Annotated in this window: 17 protein-coding genes; 10 read left to right on the top strand and 7 right to left on the bottom strand. The window is 45.9% G+C overall.

Annotated elements, in window-relative coordinates:
- Position 1 precedes the first annotated feature (1 nt).
- The gene (zwf, locus tag QTP81_RS08315; protein WP_289364889.1) at positions 2–1,495 is read right to left on the bottom strand and encodes a glucose-6-phosphate dehydrogenase; all 1,494 of its coding nucleotides are present in this window, start codon (positions 1,493–1,495) and stop codon (positions 2–4) included.
- Between the two features lie 263 nt (positions 1,496–1,758).
- On the opposite strand from zwf, the gene QTP81_RS08310 reads away from it, so the two are divergent.
- Both QTP81_RS08310 and pyk read left to right on the top strand, forming a co-directional pair.
- Positions 1,759–2,607: a MurR/RpiR family transcriptional regulator gene (locus QTP81_RS08310; protein WP_289364888.1), complete on the top strand. Its 849-nt coding sequence runs from the start codon at positions 1,759–1,761 to the stop codon at positions 2,605–2,607.
- Between the two features lie 207 nt (positions 2,608–2,814).
- A complete protein-coding gene (gene pyk / locus QTP81_RS08305; protein ID WP_289364886.1) occupies positions 2,815–4,251 on the top strand; it encodes a pyruvate kinase in 1,437 nt (478 codons plus the stop codon).
- A gap of 5 nt (positions 4,252–4,256) precedes the next feature.
- Here pyk and QTP81_RS08300 read toward each other — a convergent pair whose 3' ends face one another.
- Positions 4,257–4,808 (bottom strand): NAD(P)H nitroreductase, encoded by a 552-nt coding sequence (locus QTP81_RS08300; protein ID WP_289364885.1) that lies wholly within the window; start codon positions 4,806–4,808, stop codon positions 4,257–4,259.
- A 78-nt stretch (positions 4,809–4,886) separates the two neighbouring features.
- The gene (locus QTP81_RS08295; RefSeq protein ID WP_434532972.1) at positions 4,887–5,504 is read right to left on the bottom strand and encodes an HvfX family Cu-binding RiPP maturation protein; all 618 of its coding nucleotides are present in this window, start codon (positions 5,502–5,504) and stop codon (positions 4,887–4,889) included.
- A 59-nt stretch (positions 5,505–5,563) separates the two neighbouring features.
- On the opposite strand from QTP81_RS08295, the gene QTP81_RS08290 reads away from it, so the two are divergent.
- The 3 genes from QTP81_RS08290 to QTP81_RS08280 all read left to right on the top strand — a co-directional run bounded on the left by QTP81_RS08290 (position 5,564) and on the right by QTP81_RS08280 (position 8,314).
- Positions 5,564–5,758 (top strand): hypothetical protein, encoded by a 195-nt coding sequence (locus QTP81_RS08290; protein ID WP_289364884.1) that lies wholly within the window; start codon positions 5,564–5,566, stop codon positions 5,756–5,758.
- 116 nt (positions 5,759–5,874) lie between these two features.
- Positions 5,875–7,740 carry a signal peptide peptidase SppA gene (gene sppA / locus QTP81_RS08285; RefSeq protein ID WP_289364883.1) on the top strand — a complete coding sequence of 622 codons (1,866 nt, stop codon included), beginning with the start codon at positions 5,875–5,877 and terminating at the stop codon, positions 7,738–7,740.
- Between the two features lie 52 nt (positions 7,741–7,792).
- Entirely contained in the window at positions 7,793–8,314 is a 522-nt protein-coding gene (locus QTP81_RS08280) for a SprT family zinc-dependent metalloprotease (protein ID WP_289364882.1), read from the top strand.
- On the opposite strand, the gene yfbV is transcribed toward QTP81_RS08280, so the two are convergent.
- Complete coding sequence (gene yfbV / locus QTP81_RS08275; RefSeq protein WP_289364881.1) at positions 8,298–8,744, bottom strand: terminus macrodomain insulation protein YfbV; 447 nt, start codon at positions 8,742–8,744, stop codon at positions 8,298–8,300. The genes QTP81_RS08280 and yfbV overlap by 17 nt on opposite strands.
- Before the next feature lie 286 nt (positions 8,745–9,030).
- Here yfbV and trxB point away from each other — a divergent pair, with 286 nt between their 5' ends.
- From trxB to infA, 4 genes are all read left to right on the top strand, one after another.
- Positions 9,031–9,996 carry a thioredoxin-disulfide reductase gene (gene trxB, locus QTP81_RS08270; RefSeq protein WP_289364880.1) on the top strand — a complete coding sequence of 322 codons (966 nt, stop codon included), beginning with the start codon at positions 9,031–9,033 and terminating at the stop codon, positions 9,994–9,996.
- A 36-nt stretch (positions 9,997–10,032) separates the two neighbouring features.
- On the top strand, positions 10,033–10,758 hold the full coding sequence (gene aat, locus QTP81_RS08265) for a leucyl/phenylalanyl-tRNA--protein transferase (protein WP_289364879.1): 726 nt from the start codon (positions 10,033–10,035) through the stop codon (positions 10,756–10,758).
- Complete coding sequence (locus QTP81_RS08260) at positions 10,758–11,456, top strand: arginyltransferase (protein ID WP_289365618.1); 699 nt, start codon at positions 10,758–10,760, stop codon at positions 11,454–11,456. Before aat ends, QTP81_RS08260 begins: the two co-directional genes overlap by 1 nt.
- Positions 11,457–11,532: 76 nt before the next feature.
- Positions 11,533–11,751, top strand: coding sequence for a translation initiation factor IF-1 (gene infA, locus QTP81_RS08255; protein ID WP_289364878.1), 219 nt, complete (start codon positions 11,533–11,535; stop codon positions 11,749–11,751).
- A gap of 72 nt (positions 11,752–11,823) precedes the next feature.
- On the opposite strand, the gene clpA is transcribed toward infA, so the two are convergent.
- Together clpA and clpS are read right to left on the bottom strand one after the other, a co-directional pair.
- The gene (gene clpA, locus QTP81_RS08250) at positions 11,824–14,094 is read right to left on the bottom strand and encodes an ATP-dependent Clp protease ATP-binding subunit ClpA (RefSeq protein WP_289364877.1); all 2,271 of its coding nucleotides are present in this window, start codon (positions 14,092–14,094) and stop codon (positions 11,824–11,826) included.
- A gap of 15 nt (positions 14,095–14,109) precedes the next feature.
- On the bottom strand, positions 14,110–14,430 hold the full coding sequence (gene clpS / locus QTP81_RS08245; RefSeq protein WP_289364876.1) for an ATP-dependent Clp protease adapter ClpS: 321 nt from the start codon (positions 14,428–14,430) through the stop codon (positions 14,110–14,112).
- Positions 14,431–14,638: 208 nt separating this feature from the next.
- Here clpS and cspD point away from each other — a divergent pair, with 208 nt between their 5' ends.
- Entirely contained in the window at positions 14,639–14,857 is a 219-nt protein-coding gene (gene cspD / locus QTP81_RS08240; RefSeq protein ID WP_289364875.1) for a cold shock domain-containing protein CspD, read from the top strand.
- 60 nt (positions 14,858–14,917) lie between these two features.
- Here cspD and QTP81_RS08235 read toward each other — a convergent pair whose 3' ends face one another.
- Complete coding sequence (locus tag QTP81_RS08235) at positions 14,918–17,149, bottom strand: NADP-dependent isocitrate dehydrogenase (protein WP_289364874.1); 2,232 nt, start codon at positions 17,147–17,149, stop codon at positions 14,918–14,920.
- Positions 17,150–17,292 lie beyond the last annotated feature (143 nt).

Below are 17,292 nucleotides of genomic sequence, written 5' to 3'. Positions count from 1 at the left end.
CCTACTTTTTCTTCGTCGTGCGGCTTTCGTACCAGCTCCGGTCTTCCCGCGCAAGCAGCCCAATCGAGGCAACAGGCCCCCACGTTCCCGCTTGGTAGGGTTCAGGTGGCTCGTTACTTCCATCCCAGGCTGCCAGGATTGAATCGACCCATTTCCAAGCTTGTTCAATTTCATCACGACGGACAAACAAGGCTTGGTTGCCGCGCATGACTTCTAAAAGTAACTTTTCGTATGCGTCAGCAATGCGTTCATCAGAAAATGCTTCAGAAAAACTTAAGTTGAGCTTTGATTTTTGTAAGTCCATCGAGCCCGAACTTTGTAGGCCAGGAACTTTGTTCATTACTGTAATTTCAACACCTTCGTCTGGCTGTAAACGAATAACCAGCTTGTTGGGCGGAAGGTTGGCAAAGCTATCACCAAACAAATTGTGTGGCTGACGCTTAAAGTAAATAACGATCTCACTGACTTTTGTCGGTAAACGCTTACCGGTGCGCAAGTAGAACGGTACGCCAGCCCAACGCCAGTTGTCTATTTCAACTTTTAGTGCGACGAACGTTTCCGTGCGACTTTCGGTATTTGCATCGGGTTCCTCTAAATATCCAGGTACCTCCTGGCCCTTCACAAAGCCGTTAATATACTGCCCTCGCACCGTCGATTGTTGATAATTCGACGCATTGATTGGCCGCAACGCTTTTAGAACTTTCAGCTTTTCATCGCGAATACTGTCAGCATCAAGTGTTGTAGGTGGCTCCATGGCAATTAAGCTCAATACCTGCAACAGGTGGTTCTGAACCATGTCACGCATCTGACCCGCTTCATCGAAGTAGCCCCAACGACCTTCAATACCCACTGATTCGGCGACACTGACTTGCACGTGATCAATACAATTGTGATCCCAGTTAGTCGCAAAAATAGAATTGGCAAAACGCAACGCAATCAAATTCAGTACTGTCTCTTTACCCAAGTAATGGTCGATGCGGTATATTTGCTTCTCGTCGAAGAACTCAGCGACTTGCTCGTTAATCACACATGATGAGGCCAAATCATGGCCAATTGGCTTTTCAAGTACCACTCGAACACTCGGGTCAATCACGCCGGCAGCATTAAGACCGCGACAAATGTCGCCATAAATAGAAGGTGGTGTTGCTAAATAGCACACCATAATGCGGTCGGGGTTGACGTGTTCTTTGAACGCACTGTAGCTCGCCTCATCGCGCATATCGACTTTCACATAATCCAAGCGTGCTTTTAAGCGAGCCCATGTTTCTTCGCAGACCTCAGCACCTGAAAACTTTTCGATGTTGTCGCGCACAGAGTCAATATAGTCGTCAACCGACGTTTCTTGACGTGCAACACCGATAATGGTGGTATCAGGGTGAATAAGTTCAGCTTTTTCTAGTTGATATAAGGAGGGCAATAATTTGCGGCGGGCTAAATCGCCGTTTGTTCCAAAGAGCACAAAATCACAGGGTTCAGACGTACTTTCGAATACCATTTGTTTTTACCTTAACTATGCGGGTAATGGTTTGGTCGACAACAACCTACCCATTTGGTTATACAGTTCAAGTTAACATTAAATGTTGTAATTTTACAACTTAATTACGCGATTTCTGGGTCTTTTTGCGGGTTACTTTCTTCCTGCTTGGCACTTTTTCAATCAAATTTGTTAAAAAATTACAGGTTTTGATGTCTTTTTACATTTATCTAGTAGTATATTTGTGATATCCGCTAAACCAGTATAGTAAAAACCACAGTCGTATGAACATACTTGAGAGAATATCCGAGAATAAAGGCGCGTTTAGTAAATCGGAACGCAAAGTCGCTGAGGTGATTTTAGCCAATCCACAGACAGCAATTCACAGCAGTATAGCGACTCTGGCGAAAATGTCGGATGTTAGTGAACCGACGGTCAACCGTTTTTGTCGCCGTTTAGATACTAAGGGTTTCCCCGATTTTAAGCTTCATCTCGCACAAAGCCTGGCAAATGGAACGCCCTACGTAAATCGCCACGTCGACGAAAACGATGGGCCTCAGGAGTACACCAATAAGATCTTTGAGTCGACAATGGCGTCTCTCGAAGTGGCGCGCCAGTCAATTGATATAAACACAGTGAACCGGGTCGTTGACCTACTCACGCAAGCGCAAAAGATTTCATTCTTTGGATTAGGAGCATCAGCATCAGTCGCGCATGATGCATTGAATAAGTTCTTTCGTTTTAACGTGCCTGTCGTGTATTTCGAAGACGTTGTAATGCAGCGGATGAGCTGTATGAATTGCGGCGAAGATGATGTGGTGGTGGTGATATCACACACCGGACGCACCAAGAGTTTGGTTGAGATAGCCAATATTGCACGCAGCAATGACGCGACGGTCGTTGGCATTACCTCAGCCGACAGTCCGCTGGCAAAAGAATGTAACTATGTGTTGTCGTTGGAGGTCCCAGAAGACACTGATATGTACATGCCAATGGCGTCGCGCATTGCGCAACTCACCCTTATCGATATCCTGGCAACAGGCTTTACGTTGCGGCGAGGTAATAAATTCCGTGAAAACTTAAAGCGCGTGAAAGACACACTTCGCGGCTCGCGTTATGACAAGCGCGATTAATTGATCTTCCGCTAAAAATTAAAGCCAAACCGCCGCAGTATATGCGGCTGCCCGCCCAACTGGTAAGACCTATTTATGGTTAAAAAACACGTAATTATGCCGCATTAAATTTGCATATTACGCTCGCTGTGAACTACCATAAATGTAATTAAATTACGTAATCAAATTCCAACACCAACAGATTACTTCGATTAGACGGCGGAACAAATGACCAGAAGAACAAAAATTTTAGCGACTCTCGGCCCTGCAACAGACAGTGTAGAGATGATTGAAGCGATAATCGCTGCGGGTGCTAACACTGTGCGGATGAATTTCAGTCATGGTAATGCCGAAGACCATATAGAGCGTGCAAAGAAAGTGCGTCAGGCTGCCAAAAACTTAGGGAAATACGTTGCTATATTAGGGGACTTACAGGGCCCCAAAATTCGCGTATCTCGATTTAAAGAAGGGTCGATTAAACTCGCTGTTGGTGATGACTTTATACTCGATGCAGAACTAGATAAAGATGCCGGCGATCAACAACAGGTGGGTATTGATTACAAAGCACTTCCCGATGATGTCGGTCACGGTGACATTCTTTTACTCGATGATGGTCGTATTCAACTGCGAGTTGAAAACGTCGAAGGGCGTCGTATATTTACCAAAGTAACCGTCGGCGGCAAACTCTCGAATAATAAAGGTATAAATCGTCAAGGTGGAGGGCTATCAGCTGAAGCACTTACCGAGAAAGACAAGCGCGACATAATTACAGCTGCAGAAATCGGAGTCGACTACCTCGCGGTATCATTCCCCCGCTCTAGCGCAGATCTCAATTATGCTCGTGAGCTGGCTCGTCAAGCAGGTTGTGAAGCAAAGATCTGTGCCAAAGTCGAACGCGCAGAAACGGTCGAATCCGACAGCGCAATTGACGATATCATCTCTGCTTCAGATGCAGTAATGGTTGCGCGTGGCGATCTGGGCGTCGAAATTGGTGATGCAGAGTTGGTCGGCGTTCAAAAGAAACTGATCGCACGCTCAAGGCAACTCAATAAAGTCGTAATTACTGCCACGCAAATGATGGAATCAATGATAGACAGTCCGATGCCAACACGTGCGGAAGTTATGGACGTTGCGAACGCTGTACTGGATGGAACTGATGCAGTAATGCTTTCAGCAGAGACGGCAGCAGGTAACTTTCCGGTAGAAACCGTGCAGGCCATGGCACGTGTGTGTGAGGGTGCAGAAACGCATCCGAGTGTGAAAATATCCAAGCATCGCTTGGATGAGTTTTTCACCTCGGTCAGTGAGACAATGGCGATGTCAGCTGTTTACGCGGCTAATCACCTTCCTAATATTAAGGCTATTGTAGGTCTGACAGAAAGTGGAAATACGCCGAAGCTAATGTCGCGCATTACAACTGGCTTACCGATAATCGCCCTCTCGCGCCATGTCGGCTCACTAAACACTATGGCTCTTTACCGCGGCGTACAACCGGTATTTTTTGATTCGCGTCAAAGTGCTCCAGGCCAATTAAAACAGGACGTCATTGATGTCCTCAAAGCACAAAACTTAGTCAAGACAGGTGACCAATTCATTATGACCTACGGCGATGAAATGGAAACTGTTGGTGCGACGAACGCGTGTAAGATTGTAACCGTCAACTAAGATGACTAGCGCCAATGGCTAAAATAGTCATCGGCGCTGCGTTTGGGCGGCTGACGCGGAGAAATTGGTGAGCTACCTAGATACAAAAACCCAACCAATTCTTCATCTGATGAAAAACCTAAGCCTTGTTTAACCACATCACACTGCGCATAACTGCCCGTGCGCCATATGCCTGAAAACCCTTGCGCGAATGCCGCCATTTGCATCGCATGAACCGCGCACGCCGCAGACTGAACTTGTTCTACTCTGGGCACTTTAGGGTGATCGGTGTAGCGCGTCGCCGCAGCAATAATCATCGGCGATCTTTTGGGCAATAGGGGAGCCCTGGCAAGTGACTCTTGGTCGCCGCCACGCGCTTTCACAGACTCTATAAACAACTGCCCCAGCCGTTCTAAGCCGTCGCCTTCAATAATGACAAATTGCCACGGCGTTAAACCCGCATGATCAGGCGCGCGCAGTGCTGCCTGTTGAATAATTTGCAACGCTTCACCTGCTGGCGCGGGCGCTTGTAGACGCGGTTGAGATTGGCGGTTTAGTAATAAGTCGATAGCATTCATAGTAAAGCTTTACTGCGAAGAAAGATGAACCGATCATATCATTTATTGCGATCGGCTCAATGCCATCGATATTTAAACTTATGCCTTAGATATTCGCTTGGTAAGCCAATAGTCCAGGCTAAAGAAACGCCCGCCGCCCATAAAAAATAGTGCAACCAGCATAACAAAGTAGGTCATAGCAAACTCGATCCCGTTATTGAGAATAACGAAATTGCCGCTACTGGTTAACCAATCATAATGGCCATGCTCTTGTAATAGCGATTTCGCCGCAGCCAGTTTATCCGCTGATTCCATAACACTAGGGTTATGCAAAATCGTGCCGTCTGCTAGCCAGCTGCTGCTATCGGCAATCGCTAGCCAACCATTTTCCCAATGTACTGTAAAAGCGGCCACCAGCATCGTGAACGCTAATGGAATTGCGATTAATCGTGTGGCTAGGCCAATAAGCAGGAATACACCACCTATGAGTTCTGTATAAGTCGCCAGAAACGCTAATAACTCAGGAAATGGTAATCCCAATCCCCACTCGGTGTTACCAAACCAAGCAACAATGTTGTCAAAGGAGGTATGTTTGTTCCACCCCGCTTGCAGCATAACAGGCGCAAGGTAAAGCCGAATGAGTAGTGACGCTATGCCGTCTGCAACTTGCGAAGATGCAACAACTTGCTGATACTTTGTAGTGATTGTTTTTAACACGATAATACTCTCTGCTTAGGATTAACTAAGTAGAGTGCTTTTAGAAGAAAATTATTTCAGTGACGCAGAAAAAAAATTCCAGCCGAAACTCTGCTGCTGCCAAACCAAGTGCCTTTTCACGGTTGCATCAACGTCAATCACAAAAGGCACAACGCAGTGAACGCACATCAGCTTTATTGATGAGCTTAAGCGCGAGTGATCACAAAGCAATAGCACAAGTGATCAGTCGTTGGCTAAGTGAAAAACCTGACTAATACGCAATACGAAACGTATATTGGTTGTTTTGTCATAATTAATTACATTTAAAATTTCGCGATCTAACTGGCTTTGATTACCATATAAACAGAAAAATAGCAGAGGTGTCTTTTACATGGCCAGCAGTGGTAGTTGGACGAAGTCGTTGTTCGTCGGGATCTGGAATGTTCTTAATTTCAGTCGTAAGTTAATTTTTAACGCCATCTTTCTTTTACTGATTGTCGGTTTCTTTATCGCTATAAGCGGTGATGATGATGGGAAAATTGTGATCGAGCAGGACAGTGCTTTGGTGCTTAATCTGCGTGGAAACTTGGTGATCGAGAAAACTGCGGTCGACCCATTCGAGCAATTTGTCAATGAAGCCTTTGACCAGCAGGAAGAAAACCCTGAGGTCTTAGTATCTGATGTTGTTATGGTATTGGAAAATGCCAAACGCGACAATCGCATTACGGCCTTAGTTCTGGACCTCCAGGCTATGTACGGCGGAGGTTTGGATAAACTACGCGTCATCGCCGAAGCAGTAGAGGACTTTAAACAATCCGGTAAACCAGTTTACGCTGTCGGCGACTTCTACACGCAAGATCAATATTACATTGCTGCGCATGCGGATAATGTCTACTTGCATCCAATGGGTGGAATGCTGCTAGAAGGCTACGGTCGTTATCGCACGTATTTCAAAGATGCACTCGAAAAACTCAAACTGACCACGCATATTTTTCGTGTCGGTACATTTAAATCAGCGGTAGAGCCATACTTGCGCAACGACATGTCTGACGCTGCACGTGAAGCAAACACGGCATGGCTAGATGTATATTGGCAACAATACAAAGCGGATGTCGCTGAAGCCCGTGACATGGAAATGAGCAATTTTGATGAAAAGCTTGACGTATTAGCGGGCAAAATGGCTGATGTCGATGGTGACTTTGCTCGCTACGCATTGGAATACGGCTGGGTTGATCAGTTGAAAAACCGTGAGCAAGTACGCACCGAACTACAAGACTTAGTTGGTCAGGACAGCTCGCGCCTTGGTTTCAAATCCGTTTCCTATGAAAATTACCTAGACGTCATCAGCATGCCTTCTGCGTTCATGCAAAACGACGGGGATCAAGTGGGTATCGTTGTTGCAAAAGGTGTGATCTTAAACGGCGATCAAAAGGCTGGCGCGATTGGCGGTGATTCTACCGCGCGGTTGCTGCGCAAGGCTCGCCTTGACGATCAAATCAAAGCGGTTGTTTTGCATGTCGATTCTCCAGGCGGCAGTGCTTTCGCTTCGGAAGTGATACGCAATGAAATTGAATTACTCAAACAAGCAGGTAAGCCTGTGGTAGCTAAAATGGGTACATACGCGGCATCAGGCGGCTATTGGATCTCTGCAAGCGCGGATAAAATCGTTGCTTCACCTAGTACCATTACCGGCTCAATCGGTGTGTTTGGCATGTTTATGACCTATGAGAATACGCTGGACTACTTGGGCATTACGGTGGACGGCGTAGGCACGACGGAGGTCGCCGGCATATCTGCGGCGCGCTCGTTGGATCCGCGCGTGGGACAAATTATTCAAGGTAGCATTGAGCATTCGTACAAACAGTTTATTGAACTGGTAGCGAGCGAACGCTCATTAACCGAGACTCGTGTTGATGAAATTGCACAAGGGCGTGTCTGGATTGGTGAAACCGCGCTGGAGCTTGGTTTGGTCGATCAACTGGGTTCGCTTGACGACGCAGTAGCCGCTGCCGCTGAATTAGCGAATCTAGAATCTTACGATACTCGGGTGGTCGAGCGCTCATTGTCACCTAAAGAAAAATTCTGGAAAGAGTTTTTCGGGCAAGCCGCTGCTATGGCCAAAGGTAGCGGTATTAGTTATGAGCAAAGCTATGCATTGGGCTTATTCAAAGAGGTTATAGAAGACTTCGACAGCGTTGCACGTTTGAACGACCCTCGCGGGGTGTACGCAATGTGTATTGCTTGTGAAATAGATTAAGCGTTGCTTTTCCCTTAATATCGGCGCTAGTAGTACTAGCGCCTTTTTTATTATGTCAAAGTTCGTCCCCCAACCCCTTCAGGATGCTCTGCAGGCGCGTGTAATAGAGTTAATTGATTTAGCCACTACATGGGCTGCGAAATCCATTAAACCGCCGACACTTGGATTTCGCGCAGCTGGTCGCAACGGTGGCAGCGCCCATTTACACAAGAATCATATCAATCTGAATCGCCTATTTCTGGTTGAAAATCCGCAGCACTATATGGAGCAGGTATTGCCCCACGAAATTGCACACATCGTGGTACATCAATTATATGGCAGAGTAAAACCACACGGGATCGAGTGGCAAACGGTCATGCAGGAGGTATTTAAGTGCCCCCCGCAGGTGACACATCACATGCAGTCGAGCTTGGTTACGAGCACAACATTCCCTTACCAGTGTAGTTGCGGTACGGTTGAGCTGACGGTAAGGAGACACAACAAAGTCATGCGGCAAAAGCAAAAGTATCAATGCCGTCGATGTGGAGAAGTGTTGAGGTTCGCGTCCGGTGAGTCAACTAAAACCAATTTTTAGTAAACACGCGGTCAAGTTCCTCAAATGCCGTCTTCAGCATTTGCGCTAGCTCTTTGTAGCGCGGTTTGGCTTTAATTGCATGTAACTTACAACCCTGCTCACGCATCCTAGCGTGGATCTCTAAGTACCAAGCTTTGAGTGCGGGGGGTAGCTCTTGATTCGAACGGTGGCCGAGCCACATTAAGCCCTGCAAGGGTAAGCTAAGAAAGAATGCAGCAATAGTAATCGCTTGAGGTAAATAACCACTGCCGTAATACTGTAGCAGTGCAGCACAACTCAAAATCGCTAATGGCGGCGCAACTTTCACCATAAGGCGCGTGACAGCGACCACACGACACTCGGGGAAAAGAGCGTAGAGCGCTTTTTCCATTGGCCATGTTTGCATGTAGGATTGACCATCCTTCAACATTGTTGCGACTGATAACGACATAGTGATTTCTTTGTTGCCTTACACCCTTTAATATACGCAAAGATACGCCTTTTGAGTATATCGATTTATTATAATAAACGCAGAGACCCTTCTTTTGGTCGCAATCAACGCTAACAATATAGTTAAATCAGCATAGAATGAATGAAAATGAGCAACAAACCTGTCCAACATGCACATACTAGTCAGCTAAATATTCATCTGACAGTTGAAAGTTGATCATTAGTCCTTAAATTACCACTTATTGAACGAATCAGCCGGGTAGACCGGCCTATTAGCGGAGTTTTTAATGTCTTCAGAAAAAGCCACTCGTCATGTACGTCTGTTAATCTTGGGCTCAGGCCCTGCTGGTTATGCAGCAGCAGTCTATGCAGCACGCGCGAACCTAGAGCCAGTTCTTTTGACGGGTATCCAGCAAGGGGGTCAGTTGACAACCACTACAGAGGTAGAAAACTGGCCCGGCGATCCAGATGGACTGACCGGCCCTGACCTCATGGTGCGCATGCAAAAGCACGCGGAGAAATTTGACACCGAAATTATTTTTGATCACATCAACGAGACCGATTTAAGTAAGCGTCCTTTTACACTGACCGGTGATAACGGTGTTTACACTTGTGATGCATTGATTATCGCCACAGGTGCATCGGCCAAATATTTAGGTCTAGAAACTGAACAAGCCTTTATGGGTAAAGGTGTGTCTGCGTGCGCTACTTGCGATGGTTTCTTCTACAGAAATCAAAAAGTCGCCGTTGTTGGCGGAGGTAATACTGCCGTCGAAGAGGCACTTTACTTGTCTAACATTGCATCAGAAGTGCATGTTATTCACCGTCGCGACAGTTTCCGCAGTGAAAAAATATTGGCCGACCGTCTCATGGACAAAGCTGAAAACGGCAACGTCGTTTTACACCTTAATCGTACCCTTGAAGAAGTACTCGGTGACGATATGGGTGTAACGGGTATCAAAATTAAGTCAACGGAAGACGACAGCATTGAGCAAGTAGACATCATGGGGTTGTTTATTGCTATCGGCCACAGTCCAAACACTGGCATTTTCGACGGCCAGCTGGAGATGAAGGATGGTTACATTGTGGTAAACAGTGGTCTGGAAGGTAATGCCACACAAACCAGTGTGGAAGGTGTATTTGCTGCTGGCGATGTATCGGACCATATCTACCGTCAAGCCATTACGTCTGCGGGTACCGGTTGTATGGCAGCGCTAGATGCCGAAAAATTTCTTGATGCACTAGAAAAATAACATGTTATGCTGAAGGCCTCTGATTGAGGCCTTTGCATGATCCAATTATATCAATTAGACGAACAACATTACTTCCCTCCCCCAGATACCGCGTTAGCGGAGCCTAATGGACTCCTCGCATATGGCGGAGATCTGAGTGTTGACCGCCTGTGTGCAGCCTATGCTCAAGGCGTATTCCCATGGTTTAATCCTGGCGAGCCCTATTTATGGTGGTCACCGGATCCTCGCGCGCTGCTATTCTGTGATGAATTTCACCTGTCGCGAAGCTTAGCTAAATTAATTCGCAAAAATGTGTACCGCATTACATTAAATCACGCCTTTGAGCAGGTCATTCAACAGTGTGCAAAGATCCCTCGGAAAACCACTGCCTCAGGGATAGCGTTTTCAAACTCGACTTGGATAACCGAGAGTATGATCAAGGCCTATAACCGCTTTCACGAGGCCGGCTATGCTCACTCGGTAGAAGTATGGCAAGAGGACGAACTCGTAGGCGGTTTGTATGGAGTATCCATTGGAGCCAACTTTGCCGGAGAATCAATGTTTCACCGCAAACCCAATACGTCCAAATTAGCCTTGGCTGCGCTAGTTAAACACTTACAAAAGTTCCAAATTCCAGTTATTGATTGCCAGCTCGATAATCCACATTTGAGCTCTCTGGGCTGTCGCAACGTACCAAGACGAGAGTTCTTAGAAATGCTCAAAGTTTCTCGTAAACAATGGGTTAGTGAAGATTTATGGCAGCCACAACAGATAAATTGTTAATGAAGTTTGGCCTGACGCAGGCCTTTCCATGTAGCTATCTACCCGACCAAAGTGAACAACTGCTTGTTTACGTCGAGGACAATCAAGATTTGCGTAGCCAATACAGTGTACTAATTCGTGCGGGGTTTCGCCGAAGTGGTGATCAAATCTATCGTCCGCACTGCCGTCATTGCAATGCTTGTCAGAGTATTCGTGTGGTCAGCGATGAGTTTACGCCATCGAAAAGTCAAAAGCGTATTTTAAGTAAAAACCGTGCGGTTGAAATACAAGTGCGCCGCAATCTGCAAGCTAATTACTATTCGCTTTATGAAGCCTATATTACAGAGCGTCATGCCGATGGGTCTATGTACCCACCGAGTATTAGTCAATTTATTAATTTTATCGATTGTGAATGGAATGCCCCGCTGTTTTTTGAGGCCTGGCAGGACGGTGAACTGGTCGCGGTGAGCATCGTCGACGAATTAGAAGAAGCCTATTCTGCGCTGTATTGTTTTTTTGCTCCGCATCTAGCGCACCGCTCTTTGGGTAAGTTTATGATCATGCAGATCATCCGTCATGCCGTTGCGCAGAACAAGCCCTATGTATATTTAGGCTACCAAGTAGATGCTTGCCGTAAGATGAATTACAAACAGGAGTTTCTCCCCCACGAGCGATTTTTTGACAATAAATGGCATCGCATAGTAAAAAAAATAGACTAATGCTTTACAGCGGCGACCTTATTGATTAAAGTCTGCGCGGCTAATTTTTTGGATATTATTGAGGTTATTGCTTTACATGGCAAAAGAAGACAGTATTGAAATGGAAGGTACAATCTTAGATACCTTGCCAAATACAATGTTCCGCGTTGAATTAGAAAACGGTCACGTTGTTACCGCTCACATTTCTGGCAAAATGCGCAAAAACTACATCCGCATTTTAACGGGCGACAAAGTAACAGTAGAAATGACCCCTTACGACCTAACTAAAGGTCGCATTATTTATCGCGCGCGCTAGAAACAGCCTCGTACTGAACGCAATACAAAAAAAAGCCCGGTCATTACCGGGCTTTTTCATGCACGTTCGAGGCTACGGCGTCGTCGATTTGGACTTTTCTAGTGACTTAAAGCTGAAGATGAACTTTTTGCCTTTCAGTCCAACTTTTACACTGCCACCATTACTCAATTCACCGAACAATAGTTCATTAGCCAACTCTTTTTTCAGCTCTTGTTGAATAACACGGGCCATTGGCCTAGCGCCCATTGCTTTGTCATAACCCAATTCGGCCAGATGTGCTCGAGCCGCATTACTGACCTCAAGCGATACGCCTTTTGCATCTAATTGAGCTTGTAGTTCGATGATAAATTTATCAACCACTTGTAAAATCACTTCAGAATCCAAGTGATTAAACCAAATAATGCCATCCAAGCGATTTCTAAACTCAGGCGAAAAAATCTTGTTAATTTCGCTCAGTGCATCATGGCTGTGGTCTTGCTGTTTAAAGCCAATTGATTTTCGTACAGTCTCCTGCACACCGGCATTGGTGGTCATTACCAATACTACATTACGGAAATCTACTTTACGGCCATTGTTATCAGTCAGCGTTCCGTGATCCATCACCTGCAACAGAATGTTGTAAATGTCGCTATGGGCTTTCTCTAGCTCGTCAAGTAAGACTACACTGTACGGATTTTTAATCACCGCATCAGTTAACAAGCCGCCTTGATCGAAGCCGACGTAACCCGGAGGCGCACCGATCAAGCGGCTCACCGAATGGCGCTCCATATATTCCGACATATCGAAACGCACAAGCTCGACACCCATAATTTTAGCAAGCTGCTGGGTGACTTCGGTTTTTCCGACCCCAGTAGGACCGGCGAATAAGAAACTACCTATAGGTTTTTGCTCATTACCCAAGCCAGAGCGAGACAAGTGAATCGCATTAGTCAAAGTTTCAATCGCATCATCTTGGCCAAACACGACCATTTTCAGATTGCGCGATAAGTTTTTCAGTACTTCCTTATCAGAGGCTGAAACTGACTTTTCTGGAATGCGCGCTATCTTCGCAATAACATGCTCAATATCACCAACACCAATCGTCTTTTTACGCTTAGACTGCGGCAACAAACGCTGGCTCGCCCCTGCCTCATCCATTACATCGATGGCTTTGTCCGGCAAATGACGCTCATTGATGTATTTAGCACTCAATTCTGACGCAGCTTGTAATGCTTTATTCGTGAAGCGTACATTGTGATGTTCTTCATAACGCGATTTCAGCCCCATCAAAATCTTGGTGGTATCCGATACACTAGGCTCAACCACATCGACTTTTTGGAAGCGGCGTGCCAAGGCACGATCTTTCTCAAAGATACCTTGATATTCTTGATAAGTCGTCGAGCCGATACAGCGCAGCTCACCACTGCTCAATTTAGGCTTGAGTAAATTTGACGCATCCATAACACCGCCTGACGCAGCACCTGCGCCAATGATGGTATGAATTTCGTCGATAAACAAAATCGCGTGTTTATCTTTTGTAAGCTCTTTTAAGATGGCTTTTAGGCGCTTTTCAAAATCGCCTCGATATTTTGTGCCGGCTAATAAACCACCTAGATCCAATGAGTACACCGTACTTTCCGAGATAACATCAGGAACCTCATTGTTTACAATGCGATAAGCTAAGCCCTCAGCAATCGCGGTTTTACCAACCCCAGCTTCGCCCACTAACAGTGGATTATTTTTGCGACGACGGCATAGGATTTGGATCGACCGCTCAACTTCACTGTCGCGACCAATGAGCGGGTCAATTTTGCCTTCTTGAGCTTGCAAGTTAAGGTTAGTTGCAAACTTGTCTAACGCCGACTCATTAGCCTCGCCCTCGGTACTTTCCTCGCTATTTTCTGAATTAACACTACCTTCGTCTTCAGTCTTACTAACACCGTGACTAATAAAGTTGACCACATCTAAGCGGGTCACATCAGCTTTCTTCAAAATATAAACAGCTTGTGATTCTTGCTCGCTAAAAATAGCCACCAATACGTTGGCGCCTGTTACTTCTTCTTTCCCTGAGGACTGGACATGGAATACAGCGCGTTGTAATACTCGCTGGAATCCCAAAGTGGGCTGGGTTTCTCGATCACCGTCAGCATCGTCCAAAATCAACGGTGTGGTGTCTTTGACGAATTCGGTTAGTTCACCGCGAATAATATCTATATCCGCGCCACAGGCTTTTAACGCCTCTTGTGCAGCGGGATTGTCTAACAGCGCCAGCAGTAAATGCTCAACGGTCATAAACTCATGACGATGTTCTCTGGCAAATACAAACGCTGAATTTAACGTTTGTTCTAAATCTTTATTTAACATACTTCCCCCAAAAAATCACGCTGGCTCCATCGAGCACATCAGTGGGTGTTGGTGTTTGCGCGCATATTGATTAACTTGCATTACTTTTGTTTCTGCTATTTCGGCTGTGTAAACACCGCACACAGCGCGACCGCGATAATGAACCGTCAACATTAATTGGTTCGCTTTCTCACTATCCATGTTGAAGAACTTCAGCAAAACTTCCACCACAAAATCCATTGGGGTGTAGTCATCGTTATTCAGCATTACTTTATACATCGGCGGCGGCTGCGCTTTCTTGCGCACCTCTTCCAAGTGCTTCTGTTTATCAATGCTAATGGTGTTGTCTTTACTCATAATTTAATAATAGTCACAGAATGAAAATTTCAGAAACATTTGTTAGTAACATTTGTTAACGCGTTTTTTTACGTTTCGCCTTGACATATTGTGGTTAAAATATCTACATTTTATGTAAGGTGATGTGAAGTGACGCACATCTCCCACTCCTATTGCACATAATGGGGTCTAAAAAGTTCCAGTTCAAGGATTAAGAGGAAGTAGATGTATGGCAGTCGGTAAGGTTAAGTGGTTTAACAACGCGAAGGGTTTCGGTTTTATTGTTCCCGAGGATGGTGGCGAAGATATTTTTGCGCACTACTCCACTATTCAAATGGAGGGCTATCGCTCTTTGAAGGCAGGCCAAGAGGTAACCTTTGATATTCAAGAAGGTCCTAAAGGTTTACATGCTGAGAATATAGATATTCCAGAGAACCCTGAAAGATAAATCGCAGATTCAAAAAAGCCCGGTGTTATAACCGGGCTTTTTTATTTAGAACGAAAAAATTTAGCTCAACGTGGCTAATATATCTTTCAATATCGCACTTGGAGACATCGCTTGGCTAACCAATGCTTCATCCGGCATGTAATAGCCACCGATATCTGACGGCTTACCTTGTGTTGCATCAATTTCAGCAAGGATGTCAGTGACTTTTTCACTCAACGCTTTTGCTACAGGAGCAAACTTCGCTGCCAATTCTGCGTCATCAGATTGTGTAGCAAGCACTTCTGCCCAGTACAATGCCAAATAAACATGACTACCGCGGTTGTCGAGCTCACCTGCGCGACGCAGTGGTGACTTGCCATTGTTAAGCAATTGCTCAGTGGCTTGGTCGAGCGCTACTGCCAATACTTTAGCCCGCTTGTTATCAGTCTTAATCGCTAAGTCTTCAAGTGATACTGCAAGTGCTAGGAATTCACCTAGAGAATCCCAACGCAAGTGACCTTCTTCAACAAACTGCTGAACGTGCTTGGGAGCAGAGCCACCTGCACCGGTTTCAAATAGGCCACCACCGGCCATAAGCGGAACGATCGACAGCATCTTAGCGCTAGTACCCAGCTCAAGAATTGGGAATAAGTCGGTAAGGTAATCACGCAACACGTTACCGGTTACTGAGATGGTGTCTAAACCGCGAATAGCGCGTTCCATGCTGTAGCGGATAGCGCGTACCGGAGACATAATTTGGATATCTAGGCCAGCCGTGTCGTGGTCCTGTAAATACAGTTCGACCTTCTTGATAAGCTGTGCATCGTGCGCACGCTCATCATCTAGCCAGAATACTGCTGGCATACCACTTTGACGAGAACGCGTTACTGCAAGTTTAACCCAGTCGCGGATTGGCTCATCTTTGGCCTGACACATACGCCAGATATCGCCTTCTTCAACATCGTGTTGGATCAACACATTGCCGTCCTGATCGACGATGCTCACAGTGCCATCAGCGTGCATTTCAAAGGTTTTATCGTGCGAACCATACTCTTCCGCTTTTTGAGCCATCAAACCAACGTTAGGCACTGTACCCATTGTCGTTGGATCGAATGCACCGTGCGTCTTACAGAAGTTAATCACCTCTTGATAAATAGTTGCATAAGTACTTTCAGGTATTACCGCTTTGGTATCTGCTGGCTTGCCATCTGGGCCCCACATTTGACCCGAGTTACGAATCATAGCGGGCATAGATGCGTCTACGATAACGTCAGATGGCACGTGTAAGTTTGAAATGCCCTTGTCTGAGTTAACCATGGCTAGCAATGGACGATCCGCATAGCACTTATTGATGTCGCGCTCAATTTCAGAGCGCTGTGACTCAGGTAGCCCGGCAATTTTGTCGTATACGCTGCCCAAACCGTTGTTAGGGTTAACGCCTAACTCGTCAAATAAATCGCCGTATTTTTCAAACAAGTCTTTATAGAACACTTTAACGCAGTGGCCAAATACGATTGGGTGCGATACTTTCATCATCGTTGCTTTAACGTGCAATGAGAACAATACGCCGGTTTCACGTGCGTCGTTAATTTGTTCTTCAAAGAACTCACACAGCGCTTTCTTGCTCATGAACATGCCGTCAATCACTTCGCCAGCAAGCAAGTCAACGCGTGGCTTGAGTGTTTTCTTGCTGCCGTCTTTGCCAACGAATTCAATCGATACATGACCGGCTTTTTCAACGGTTACGGATTTTTCACCAGAATAAAAGTCACCACCGCGCATGTGCGCTACGTGAGTTCGTGACGCCTGACTCCAGGCCCCCATTGAATGCGGATGTTTTTTCGCATAATTTTTAACTGCGGTGGGTGCGCGACGGTCTGAGTTGCCTTCACGCAACACAGGATTCACTGCACTACCAAGCACTTTACCGTAGCGCTCTTTGATCTCTCGATCGGCATCCGTCTGTGGGTCTTCCGGAAAATCAGGCACTGCAAAACCTTTGCTCTGCAACTCTTTAATTGCAGCTTTTAGTTGCGGAATCGAAGCACTGATGTTCGGTAGTTTGATAATATTGGTGTCCGGGAACTGAGTCAGTTCACCCAGTTGTGCCAGTGCATCAGGTACACGCTGACCTTCTTCCAAAGACTCCGGAAAGTTCGCCAAAATACGACCTGCCAAAGAGATATCACTAAGTTCAACATCAACATTAGCGGTACCTGCGAAAGCTTCGATTATTGGTAACAAAGAATATGTCGCCAGCAATGGCGCTTCATCTGTTTTGGTGTAAATGATTTTAGACTTCGATGTCGTCATTCTGAACCTCTTCAGCATGGCTCTTGGAGCCGGATTAGATTGGAGTTGCTTAAACCCTCAATTGTATATGGCCGATCCGTGTTTAAACAAGTCATACCTTTGTAGTAGAAGGAAAAAAAACCACAACTTATCGCGTTTGCGGT

It is taken from the genome of Neoalteromonas arenosi, assembly GCF_030362855.1.
Lineage (GTDB): Bacteria > Pseudomonadota > Gammaproteobacteria > Enterobacterales > Alteromonadaceae > Alteromonas_E > Alteromonas_E arenosi.
This window is presented reverse-complemented; position numbering and strand designations above follow the sequence as displayed.